Origin of the sequence: Acinetobacter sp. ANC 3882 (genome assembly GCF_022549545.1) — a bacterium.
GTDB lineage: Bacteria > Pseudomonadota > Gammaproteobacteria > Pseudomonadales > Moraxellaceae > Acinetobacter.
In genome coordinates this window covers 24,421-37,230 of the sequence record NZ_JAKZGB010000003.1, presented here as the reverse complement: position 1 = coordinate 37,230, position 12,810 = coordinate 24,421, and the positions used below count along the sequence as shown (strand labels likewise).

At 42.0% G+C, this 12,810-nt stretch carries 8 protein-coding genes and 1 tRNA gene; 3 read left to right on the top strand and 6 right to left on the bottom strand.

Annotated elements, in window-relative coordinates; all coding sequences use genetic code 11:
* The first annotated feature begins 103 nt into the window (after positions 1-103).
* The 3 genes from pyrC (at position 104) to MMO42_RS07705 (ending at position 1,883) form a co-directional block, all read left to right on the top strand.
* Positions 104-1,138, top strand: a complete 1,035-nt coding sequence (pyrC, locus tag MMO42_RS07715) for a dihydroorotase (RefSeq protein ID WP_241319948.1) — start codon at positions 104-106, stop codon at positions 1,136-1,138.
* The gene (rnt, locus tag MMO42_RS07710) at positions 1,123-1,788 is read left to right on the top strand and encodes a ribonuclease T (RefSeq protein ID WP_241319947.1); all 666 of its coding nucleotides are present in this window, start codon (positions 1,123-1,125) and stop codon (positions 1,786-1,788) included. Before pyrC ends, rnt begins: the two co-directional genes overlap by 16 nt.
* Before the next feature lie 19 nt (positions 1,789-1,807).
* A tRNA-Glu gene (locus MMO42_RS07705) sits at positions 1,808-1,883 on the top strand.
* Between the two features lie 87 nt (positions 1,884-1,970).
* Here MMO42_RS07705 and MMO42_RS07700 read toward each other — a convergent pair.
* The 6 genes from MMO42_RS07700 to MMO42_RS07675 form a co-directional block, all read right to left on the bottom strand.
* Complete coding sequence (locus MMO42_RS07700) at positions 1,971-3,215, bottom strand: NADH:flavin oxidoreductase/NADH oxidase family protein (RefSeq protein WP_241319946.1); 1,245 nt, start codon at positions 3,213-3,215, stop codon at positions 1,971-1,973.
* Between the two features lie 111 nt (positions 3,216-3,326).
* Positions 3,327-4,922, bottom strand: coding sequence for a dipeptide ABC transporter ATP-binding protein (locus MMO42_RS07695; RefSeq protein WP_241320264.1), 1,596 nt, complete (start codon positions 4,920-4,922; stop codon positions 3,327-3,329).
* Positions 4,900-5,910: an ABC transporter permease gene (locus MMO42_RS07690; protein ID WP_241320262.1), complete on the bottom strand. Its 1,011-nt coding sequence runs from the start codon at positions 5,908-5,910 to the stop codon at positions 4,900-4,902. Before MMO42_RS07690 ends, MMO42_RS07695 begins: the two co-directional genes overlap by 23 nt.
* Positions 5,910-6,980, bottom strand: coding sequence for a microcin C ABC transporter permease YejB (gene yejB / locus MMO42_RS07685; protein ID WP_241319945.1), 1,071 nt, complete (start codon positions 6,978-6,980; stop codon positions 5,910-5,912). The genes MMO42_RS07690 and yejB overlap by 1 nt, the downstream gene beginning before the upstream one ends.
* 296 nt (positions 6,981-7,276) lie before the next feature.
* Positions 7,277-9,118 (bottom strand): extracellular solute-binding protein, encoded by a 1,842-nt coding sequence (locus MMO42_RS07680; RefSeq protein ID WP_241319944.1) that lies wholly within the window; start codon positions 9,116-9,118, stop codon positions 7,277-7,279.
* 6 nt (positions 9,119-9,124) lie between these two features.
* Positions 9,125-12,373, bottom strand: a complete 3,249-nt coding sequence (locus MMO42_RS07675; RefSeq protein ID WP_241319943.1) for a LysM peptidoglycan-binding domain-containing protein — start codon at positions 12,371-12,373, stop codon at positions 9,125-9,127.
* Positions 12,374-12,810 lie beyond the last annotated feature (437 nt).

Below are 12,810 nucleotides of genomic sequence, written 5' to 3'. Positions count from 1 at the left end.
CGTTTTGTCATGCGCTTTGCTTAACCACTTATCCGTAATTCTAGTTACCATTTTCACACTTTATGCATTATTATTTGTATTATTTTTAAGTTTGAAGTAGACCTTGAATACTCTTACACTTTTACAACCCGATGATTGGCACGCACACCTGCGTGACGGTTTAGCTTTAAAACGTACTGTCCCTGATTTAGCCAAACAATTTGCCCGCGCAATTTGTATGCCCAATCTTGTTCCACCCGTCAAAACTGTAGAAGAAGCTTTAGCCTATCGCGAGCGTATTCTTGCTCATGTTCCAGAAGGGTTGAATTTCGACCCGCGCATGGTGCTGTATTTTACCGATCATACTTCTCCAGATGAAGTTCGTAAAATTAAGGCATCTGAGTTCGTCAATGCAATTAAACTTTATCCAGCTGGCGCAACCACCAACTCGGATAATGGTGTAAGTGATATTCGCAAGGTATATGCAGTCATTGAACAACTTGAAGAACATCAAGTTCCTTTACTGCTTCATGGTGAAGTCACGCATAATCACGTGGATATTTTTGACCGTGAAAAACGCTTCTTGGATGAAGTGCTGTCGCCGCTACTAAAACAGTTCCCACAGTTAAAAGTCGTGTTAGAACACATTACAACAAGCGATGCGGCTAATTTTGTGCTCGAACAAGATCGTAATGTCGCAGCAACCATTACCCCACAACATTTATTATTCAACCGTAATGATATGTTGGTGGGTGGTGTCAAACCACATTTCTATTGCTTGCCAATTTTAAAGCGTCAAACACACCAAACCACCTTATTAGAAGTTGCAACCAGTGGTAATCCAAAATTCTTCTTGGGTACAGACAGTGCACCTCACTCGCAAGATGCCAAAGAAAATGCTTGTGGATGTGCGGGTTGTTACAGTGCGCCAAATGCCATTGAGCTTTATGCACAAGCCTTTGATCAAGTGGGTAAATTAGAACGCTTAGAAGGCTTCGCAAGTTTATTTGGCGCGGACTTCTATGGTTTGCCACGTAATACCTCAACCATTACCTTGGTCAAAGAAGACATTACTGTCGCTGAATCTTTTGACTATCTTGATGGCCAAAAAATCATCCCACTTCATGCAGGTAAAACCTTGCATTGGAGAAAAGTGTGACCCAAGAAGAAAACAAAGCCCCTGTGATCGGACAACGTTTTCGTGGATTCTTGCCTGTCGTTGTCGATGTAGAAACAGCAGGTTTTAATTCGCAAACCGATGCCCTACTCGAAATTGCGTGTATTCCAATCGTTTATGATGAGCATGGACAATTTGTACCAGGTCCATCATTTCAGGCACATATCAATCCTTTCGAAGGTGCGAATTTAGACCGCCGTTCCTTGGATTTTATTGGTATTGACCCATTTAATCCAATGCGTGTAGCAATGGCTGAAGATGAACGCACTGCTTTACGTCGTATTTTCAAATCATTGACTGAAGTCCGTAAAGCCCAGCACTGTACCCATGCCGTGTTGGTGGGTCACAATGCACACTTTGATTTGGGATTCTTGCAAGCAGCGATTGCACGCACAGGAACAAAAAACCAAAATCCATTTCACAGCTTTTCGGTATTTGATACCGTGACACTCAGTGCGGTCATGTTTGGTCAAACCGTGTTGGCACGTGCATGTATTCAGGCTGGAATCGAGTTTGATGGTAAAGAGGCACACTCTGCATTGTACGATACACAGAAGACGGCTGAACTGTTTTGCTATATTTTGAACAAACTGTCTCCTCACCTTCTTGACAGTTTGGTGACAGAACCCTAATATACACCCACCTCAAGAAGTCCCTATCGTCTAGAGGCCTAGGACATCGCCCTTTCACGGCGGTAACCGGGGTTCGAATCCCCGTAGGGACGCCAAATTCTAAAAAGCCACTGCATCGTTTAGACAGTGGCTTTTTTATTTGCTCAGATAAATAAAAAGGACTCCGAAGAGTCCTCAAAATATTATGCAGATTTACGTGAATTAACTCGGCCTTTCACCACCGCTTTGATATTGCCTTTCGCATAGTTTAGGAATACCAACAAAGGTGATAATTTTGGATTTGGTTTTTTGCCTTGTCCAATCGCTTTGAACTGTGCTGCATACCAAATGATTTCCATAATCGCCATTTTATCTACAAATGGAATGCCTGTTTTGATTTGATTCACAGCATAACGAACATCATGACCTGCAATTAAACGTTCAGGTAAATCAACCTCAACCGCTAAAGGACGGGCAATCCCAATAAAATCACATGCACCACTGGCCAAGGCTGCATTCATGCCCTCCACAGTCCTGAAACCACCTGTAACCATCAACTTACATGAAACATGTTGGCGAATTTTCTCTGCAAATTCCAGGAAATAAGCCTCACGTGCAATGGTACTGGCCTTACGTTTTTCTGCCTTCGCCCCTGCCATCGCTGGCGCTTCATAAGTTCCGCCAGAAATTTCAATAATATCAACGCCAGCAGCATCAATCGCTTTAAATACAGTAATCACATCTTCTTCAGTAATCCCGCCACGTTGGAAGTCTGCAGAATTCAGTTTTACCGAAATAATGAAATTTTCAGATGTTACTGCACGCACAGCTTTATAGATTTCAAGCAAGAAGCGCATACGATTTTCAATTGAACCGCCCCATTGGTCTGTACGCTTATTGGTCAGTGGTGATAAAAATTGGCTGATCAAGTAACCATGTGCACCATGGAATTGTACACCTTCAAAACCTGCTTTTTCACAAACTGCCGCAGCTGTTGCAAACCGTTGAATAATATCCAAGATTTCTTCATGCTGAAGTTCACGTGGTGTTCCGAACATTGCAGCCAGCATTGGGCTAAAAGGCACAGCCGAAGGTGCAACTGTTTCTTTATTTAGACCTTTTGGACATTGGCGACCAGGATGTGATAATTGAATCAATTGCACCATACCGTGTTTTTTACCCACAGCGGCCCATTGCTTTAATTTTTCCAAATCACGTTCAGTTTCAATCGCAACCACACCCGGCTCATTCTTTGCCCCAATGTTGACCATCACATTTCCAGTAATAGCACAACCTAAACCACCTTTAGCCCAAGCTTCATATAAACCAATCAGTAAATCATTCGGTTGCCCTGCATCATTCGCAAGCGCTTCACTCATCGCCCCTTTGATAATACGATTTTTAAATGTGGTGTTCCGAATCTGGATACTGTCTGCAATCTGACTCATGGTCATCCTCTGCTACAATTAGAGTATTTGCTCTAATTTAATCTGATTATTGTTACTGTCAAGCGTTCTTCCGATGAACTGACAATAGCATATGTCAATTTAATTACAATGCTAAAATTCACTCGCAGAAATCAACTGACGGGTATATTTCGTCTGAGGCTGGCTAAATAAAAGCGCTGTTGCTTGATATTCCAAGGCTTTGCCCTGATGCATCACCAGCACTTTTTGACACAGTGCTTTTATGACTTGTAAGTCATGACTGATAAACACATAACTCATCTGTTCCTGTTGCTGCAATCGACGCAATAACTGAATAATCGCCAATTGTGTTGTACGGTCTAAGGCAGAAGTCGGTTCGTCCAAAATGATCAACTTCGGTTTCAAAATCAATGCTCTTGCCAATGCAACCCTTTGTCGCTGTCCACCAGAAAGTTGATGTGGATATGTGTGTCTAATATCCACAGGTAATTCAACTTTTGCGAGAACTTCGGCAATTTCTACTTCACATTGCTGTTTTGAAATGGAATGAAGGCTCAGCCCTTCTGCAATAATCTGTTCGACTGACAAGCGTGGATTTAAACTGCCAAATGGGTCTTGGAATACAATTTGAATCTCACGGCGTAATGGACGTAGCTGCTTTTGATTCAATTGATTTATATCTTGCGCTTGAAAATAGATTTCACCTTCACTGGCGATTAGACGTGCAATAGCCAAAGCCAATGAAGATTTACCAGAACCACTTTCTCCCACAACCCCTAAGGCTTCACCTTGCATCAAACTCAAGCTCACCGATTCAGTCGCAATCTGATACGCAGTGACCCGATTCAACACACCATGTTTGATGGGATATTTAACGGTGACTTTGTTCAACTCAAGTAATGTTTCAGCCAGAGGTAAAACCAAGGCTTGTCCAAAATCATGATTAAGCAAACTTTGCGTATAAGCCGACTGGGGACGTGCAAAAATTTCAGCAGTCGGTCCTTGCTCCTTAAGCTCACCGTGATTAAGCACCAATACATGGTCAGCATAACGTTTCACAAGATTGAGATCGTGACTGATAAAAATCATCGCCATCTTACGCTGCTGCTGTATGCTTTTTAATCGCCCCAAAATCTGTGCTTGTAATAGCACATCTAATGCAGTGGTCGGCTCATCCGCGATTAGAATATCGGGTTCTAATGCCAATACCATTGCAATCAGAACACGTTGTCGCTGCCCGCCAGACAGTTCATGTGGATAGCATTTTAAAACGTGCTCAGCCTCTACCATTCCTACATCTTGCAACAAGACCAATACTTTTTGCTGAATCTCAGTTTTAGCATCACCTTGCAGATAAAAACTCTCCCCAATTATTTTTTCAACTGAATGTAGCGGGTTTAATGCAGTCAGAGGCTCCTGAAAAATCATGGCAATGCGTTTGCCTCGAATGCGCTGCAATTTCGGCTGATCCAAAGCCAAAAGATTCAGGCCTTCTAGCTCAATCTTACCCTGCACTTTTAGATTGTCAGGTAATAAACCTAGCAGAGCCAAAGCACTCATCGACTTACCCGAACCACTTTCGCCTACAAGCGCAACAGTCTGTTCAGGATATAAGTCAAAGCTCAAATCTTTAACTAGGCTTTGTCCTGTTTCATTGTCGATACTGAGTTGCTGAACTTTCAATAAAGGTGTTTGCTGAATCTTGTTATCGTCTTGGGTCAAATGCATCACGTGCGGCCTCCCCAATATAAATCAATAAAGAAAGAACGATCGCCAAAGTAAAAAAACCAGACAGCACCAGCCACGGCGCATCTAGATTATTTTTACCCTGTAATAATAATTCTCCCAATGACGCAGCATCAGGTGGTAAACCATAGCCTAAAAAATCCAGTGCCGTAAGTGCAATAATATTTGCGGTCAACATAAATGGAATTTGCGACAGGCTTGAGCTGGTTGCATTTGGCAAAATATGCTTGAAGATAATTTTATGATCGCTCACGCCCAAAGCTTGAGCAGCTCTAACATAATCAAAGTTTCGGGCACGTAAAAATTCGGCACGTACCAAACCTACGAGCTCGGTCCAGCCAAACAGCAACATGATTAAAAATAGCCAATACACGCTCGGACTGAACATGCTGACTAAAATCATCACGATGAACAACATCGGTAAACCGCCCCATACCTCTAAAATACGTTGTCCAATCAAATCCATCCAGCCACCATAATAGCCCTGTATTGCACCAACAATGATGCCTAATACAGCAGAACACAGTGTTAAGGCGAAACCAAATAACAGGGAAATTCGCAGACCATACAGGATTCGGGCAAAGACATCACGACCTTGATCATCAGTGCCTAACCAATTTTGCGAACTTGGTGCTGAAGGAACAGGTACTGCCAAGGATAGATTTGGGGTTTGATAAGAAAAAGCCACGGGGGGTGAAATCATCCACCCTTGCTGCTGAATTAATTGTTTTACCGCTGGATCTTGATAATCTGTCGCTGTTTCAAACTGGCCGCCAAAAGTCGTTTCTGGATAATCTTTTAAAACAGGAAAATACAATGCATGCTGATAACGAACCAACAACGGCTTATCATTGGCAATCAATTCTGCAAATAACGACAAAACAAAAATAGCAAAAAAAACAATCAGGCAACTGAAACCCAGTTTATTTTGCTTAAAACGTTCGAAGCGTGCGTGCATCAAGGGTGACATCATTTTCCACCTCTTGATTCAAAATCAATACGAGGATCAATCACTTGATACACCAGATCACCGATTAAGCGTAGCATCATGCCAAATAAGGTAAATAAAAATAAAGTGCCAAAAACAACAGGATAATCACGCTGGCTAATCGCTTCAAAACCCAACAAGCCAATGCCATCTAAATTAAAAATGATCTCGATAAATAAATTGCCAACAAAGAAAATGCCAACCAGTGCTTCTGGTAAAGCCGCAACAACCACTAAAATCGCATTACGAAAAACATGTCCATAGAGTATCTGATTGTCATTTAATCCTTTACTGCGGGCAGTCAGCACATAGGGCTTTTGTAGTTCTTCAACAAATGAATACTTCGCCAGATAAGTCAACGCTGCAAAGCTGCCGAGCACCATGCTTACGATTGGCAGACACATGTGCCAAAGATAATCTTTGACTTTGCCAAGCAAGCTGAGCTGTGCAAAGTTCTCTGACACTAGCCCCTGTAAAGGAAACCATTGTAAATAACTGCCACCAGCAAAGAAAACAATCAATACAATCGCAAAAACAAAAGATGGAATGGCATAGCTCACTGCCAGCAATAATGATGTGGACTGATCAAACAGCAAGCCTTTATTTTTGGCTTTTTTAATCCCAAGCGGTATTGCAATCAAATAAATAAGAAAAGTACTCCACAGCCCCAAAGACAAGGTCACAGGGAGCTTTTCGTACAAGAGTTGAGTAACAGGTTTATCTTTGAAAAAACTGGTGCCAAAATCAAGGCTCAAATAGCCTTTTAGCATCAGCCAAAAACGTTGGTGTGCAGGGCGATCAAAACCATACTGTACTTTGATCTTTTCAATCATCTCAGGACTTAAACCACGTGCGCCTTCATACTGCGCCAATGTACTCAGACCAGACTGTGTACTATTTCCCGCCCCCAACCCTTGGGCATTTTGGATCTGTTGCATGGCCTGTTCCACAGGCCCACCTGGTGCAATTTGCACAATGCAAAAATTAATCAATAAAATGAAAAATAATGTCGGGATCATCAATAACATTCTTTTTAGAATATAGTGAACCATTGAAGTCGAACCCTTATTAATTTATTTACTAAGTTTTTATGAAATCTAACATGAGATAAAATACGCGGAAACGTCATCCACAACCTGCGTGTTTTAAACAAGATAATGTTTTTGCGAAATAATAAAAGAGGTCCAATAAGTAAACAGGTTTTGTGGATGACAATGCCTTTGGTTACTTTGGGCAAAACCAAAGTAACTCCAGCTGAAAGCTTATCTTGAAATTAAGATGAGAACTCGGTAAGACTCCGTTATATTAATCTAACGACTTCATCAAACGCTAGTCAAAACCATTCTAATTAATGCTTTTGTATAGACAGCTCCTGTTTCTTCGACTTATCTGCATCCACCCACCAATATTCCCAGCCCACAGAAAGCTTTGGCTTAATTTGAGGCTGTTGATACATATCCCAATAGGCAAACCAGCGCTCTGGCTTGCCATAAGTCAAGATTTGATAATAACCCGCACGCAATAACCGATCGAGTACACGGGTATATAACACTACTTCTTCACGGCTTTTGGCCGCCACAATTTTCTCGATCATCTGATCAATTGCAGGACTCTTGATGCCCGAATAGTTATAGTTCCCCGCCTCATCTGCTGCTGCACTGCCCCAAAACTGAGCTTGTTCCTTACCTGGTGTTAAGGTCTGCGGTAATTTCAGTACCATCATATCAAAATCTTGATGGCGAATCCGTTCCATATACTGTGGTACATCGACCTGTCTGAGCTGAACTTGAATCCCCAAACGATTCAAATTGCGAACAAACGGCATCAGTTCACGTTGTGGATTCTCTTGTTGCATCAACAGTTCAATTTGAATAACTTTGCCTGCACGATTATACAATTTACCGTTACGAACCATATAGCCAGCATCTTTCAAGATTTTTTGTGCCGTCAATAAATTCTGTCGATTAAAACCACTGCCATCAGAAACTGGGTAATGCCAATCGGCTAAAATGCCTTGTTGCATAATCGGATGCAGTTGCCACAAATATGGCTTTAACACCTTGAGCTCTGCGGCACTGGGTCGACCAATTGCAGCTAAATCAGTATTATCAAAATAACTTTGTAAACGTCGATTTTGATTAAAAAATAAGGCCTTATTCTGCCATTCAAAATCATAAGCATAGGTCAATGCCTGACGCAGATGAATATCACTGAGTGGCGAACGGCGAATATTAAACACCAGACTTTGAATATCAAGCGGAGTTCCCAACCGCGCTTTATACTTTTTGACTAAACCAGCTTGTGCTGCTGGAAAGTTATAAGCTGTGACCCAATTGCGAATATTTTTTTCTTCATATAAATTGAATTGCCGCGATTTAAACCCTTCAAAACTCACTTCCAAATTTCGATAATACACATATTTCAGTCGATCAAAATTATAGCGACCTTGATTGACAGGCAAATCTTTGGCCCAATAGTTTGGACTACGTTTATAAGTAATACTACGCCCTGCATCGATGCGATCGACCACATAAGGGCCTGAACCTACAATCGGTTGAAGGGTAACACGGCTGAAATCTTTATTTTTCCAATCCAATTTCGAATAGATCGGTAGACTCGCCACAATCAATGGCATTTCCACATTGTTTTTGGATTTAAAAATAAATTTAATTTGATGCTTCGATAACACTTCGGTTTTAGCCAGATCTGACAAATACATTTGAAAGCCTAAATTGGCTTTGGTCTGATACGTATCGAAGGTAAATTTGACATCTTCTGCCGTCAAAGGCTGACCGTTATTAAATTTCGCCTGTGGGTTTAAATGAAAAATAACGGATTGCAGATGATCTGGATCATAACTGACTTTTTCAGCAAGCAGCGGATACATGACACGCGGTTCATCCAGCGAACGATCCATCAAACTATCAAACAGATAGTTCACACCTTCAGTTGAACTGCCCTTGCCATTCATGCTGTTTAAATTATCAAATGTACCCAAACTGGATTGGCTCAGTGTACCGCCCTTCGGTGCATTTGCATTGGCATGAGGCATTGCTTTGAGCTGAGTATATTTCGGCTGCACATGCATGGCCAAATATGGCGTCGTTTGCATGGCAGCAAATGAAAGCTGAGCAAAAAGGCTTAGTCCAGCATATAGACTAAGCCTTTGGATTGAACGTAAATGAATCATTTACAATTACAGGTTAGGTACTTTAATCACATCACCGATACGTAACTGGGTGCTTGGTGTTAAATCATTCATTTCCGCGAGCGCACCAGTATCTAAGCCATAGCGACTTGCCAAACCAATCAGTGTATCACCACGTTTTACTTTGTATTCACTCACTGTTTTAGGAACAGAAATGCTTTGACCGCGTTGCAGACTTGCATTGGCTTTTAGATCATTTAGCTCAGCCAATTCACGTCCAGACATTCCAAAACGATTGGCAATACTGTTCAAAGACTCGCCCGCTTTGACAGCATACTTCTCGGTATTGCGACTCGGAGCTGATGCTTTTGGTGTTGATCTACTGTTCTCTACTTTTGCTGTTTCAGCCTTAGGTAAATCCCCTGTCAATTTGAGCTTTTGACCAATACGAACGCTACTGCCACGTGTTAAACCATTCAAACCTGCAACATAGTCGAGCTGTAAATTATGACGGCTGGTGATATTGCCTAAGGTATCTCCAGACTTAACGGTATAAATATCTGGCGTAGTTTCTTCTCTCGATTTACTCGTAGTGCTTGCAGTGGTTTTCGCAGGTGCATCACCCGTCAGTTTCAAACGTTGCCCAACACGGACTCCCGATGTACGTTCCAAACCATTTAGATCGGCAATATAGCTGAGTTGAAGATTGTACTTGGCTGCAATCGCATTCAAGCTATCCCCCGACTGCACTACATAACTGTCAGGTACAGTCGAACCTGCTGGAATCTTTAAGCTCTGACCTAAACGCACACCGCTGTTTGACTTCAAGTTATTCAGTTCAGCCAATTCACTCAAGCTAATCTTTGACTTGGTTGCAATACTCGATAAGGTATCGCCACGCTGTACGCTATAACTTTCAGTTTTATAGCTGGTCGATGCGCTTACATTTTCGTATTTAGTACTGCTTTTAGTCGACTCGGGTGTTTCCTGAGTCTGAGAAACTTCATGTAATGGTACATTGATTTTTTGTCCTACGAATAAGCTACTGCTAGCGGTTAAGCCAGAAGTTAAATCCGCCAATTCCTGATTGGACAATGCATAACGATCCGCAATCAGCTTTAAATATTCACCACGCTTTACCGTATAGGATTTGGTGGCAACCTTTTGAGTTGAAGTTGCCTTACTGTCAGTCACACGTGCTGTCTGCTGAGTGGTACGGCTATTATTCTTCGGCTCAATCAATGTCAGTTTTTGCCCAACAAATAAACCGTCAGTAACAGACAAATTATTATAATCCGCTAGCTGTTTTAGACTTAAATCAAAGCGTGAAGCCAAGTTAGTCAAACTATCGCCAGACTGCACCACATAGCTCTCTGGCTTTTCAGCAGCTTTTGGTGCTTCTGGTTTAGCATCATATAAATATAAGCTAGCACCCACGAACAATGTGCCATTTGGATCAATCTGGTTCCACTTGGCAACATCACGCCAGTTCACGCCATTTTTTTGCGCAATCACCGCTAAAGTATCGCCAGGCTGTACCACATAGGTACTGCGCTTTCCTTTTGGTGCAACAACCACAACATCGGTATCCGTTTTAATATATGGCTTACCTTGGTTACGTTTAGCATCTTCACTGTTTGCAGTAGCAGTATCTTCAACCAAGTTTTTTGGATAAGAGAAACCTCGGCTGACCTCTTGACCTTTTTCATCAGCAACCGATTGACTGGTTTGAATTGCCGTCAATTTAATTTTGCCATCGAATGGATCAACAATTTCTGTGCCTTTTGGTGCAATCGCCTTAATTTCTGCAACAACCTGATCTTTCTCAGCTTGAGTCGCTTGTGGCTCTAAAACTTGTGCAACCGTTTCTTTTTTACCTTCTTCTTTGATTGCAGCGGTAATTTGCTCACGTTCTTTAAATGAAATCGGTGGCTCAATTTTTACTGGTTTAACATTTGCAGCAGGCGTAATCGCAACAGGGATACGTGGTGCACTTGGTACATCTGCTCCCGCAGCAAATGAAGCCAATGCATCTGAACCTCTAGGTGTATTGACTTTGCTGGTACTGATTGATGAGGTTGGGCGTGTTGTATTACTTGCCGTTAAATTGGGTGGTGTTGCAGTCGATGCCGTATTACTTTGCCCATTAGTGGTGGTACGAATCGTCGTTGAACTACTCAACGGATTATTATTCATCGCAGGTGGGGTTTTATTGCTTGCCCAGAATCCACCAGAACTGGCTTTACCAGAACGTAATTTTGCATCAATCGAAGGACTTAAATCTGCTGGAATCAAAATCCGCATTGGACTCATTGGATCAACACTTTCACCACGGTATGCAGGGTTCAATGCATACAGTTCAGCACGACTTAAACCTGTAATAGATGAAATCTGATTGAGTTCCATAGGTGCAGATAAACTGACTTCACGAAAGTGAGGACGGTTGGCAATTGGCGGTAAACTCACGCCATAATTGCCTGGATTTTTAATAATTTGCGCTACGGCCAAGAAACGAGGAACATAGTTCATGGTTTCTTGTGGAAGTTTCAATGACCAGTAATCTGTGGGTAACCCTGCTGCACGGTTGCGGTTAATCGCCTGTTGAATACGACCCGGTCCCGCATTATACGCAGCTAAGGCAAGTTCCCATGAACCAAACTGGTTATACAAGCTACCAAAAAACTCATACGCAGCACGAGTCGACTCGACCACATCACGACGCCCATCATAGAGACTGGTCTGCTGCAAACCATAAATACGTCCTGTACTTGGAATAAACTGCCATAAACCTGCTGCTGCCGCACTACTGGTCGCTGCTGGGTCATAAGAGCTTTCGATAATCGGCAGTAATGCCAATTCAGTCGGCATACCACGGCGTTCAGCTTCTTTTACAGTGTGGTATAAATAACGGCTGGCACGTGCACTTAAACGATCTAAATAAGGTTGGCGAGAAATAAACCAGCTACGTTGTGCTTCAATACGAGAATCCCAATGGTTCAAATCCATCTTGAATCCAACCGTCATTCGTTTCCACACATCACCGTGTTTCAGAACCAATAAACGATCACCTTCCACCGCACGCATATCTGTTGCAGAAAGTAAGTCTTCAAGTGAATCTAAACTGCTTGCATCCAGATAACCTGAACCAACTTGCTTTGAAGATGAAGTTTTACTTGATTGAGGTGTTGAAGAACAACCTGTGGTGATTCCCAACGCAACGAGAGCAGAAGTGAGTACAGTAATTTTGAATAATGATGTTGCAGATGTTTGCGACACCAATGTGCTCGATTTATACATAAAAACTTCCAGTCAACTCACGCTAGTTTATTTCTTAAGTAGGGTCTATTGATATTTAAACATGCATTGCGTTATAGGCGCATACGACTCAAACAAGGCATGGGCAAAGACAATGGCCTCCCCTTGTCAAATTTCACAACCAAGTTTGGGGAAGTTTTAGCCATAATCAGAGCGAACAGCAAAGCACTGCTTTGATCGCAACACAAAGTTCTTCTGTCATTTGTGCAACGTCAACAGACCTTAGCCATTGTAGTAAAGCATCTCACTTAGACAAGGCAATAATTTAACGTGATTTGCATGGAAATGTTACAAGAAATTAAAAAAGATGAGTTTTGTAACGTTCAGAAGCCAAATTTAGCTTTACAATAGCTGTTATTGTCATGGGGATGCTAAAATTCCCAACTCACTTTAGCTCAAGTAAAAGTCTTGTTCTTTTG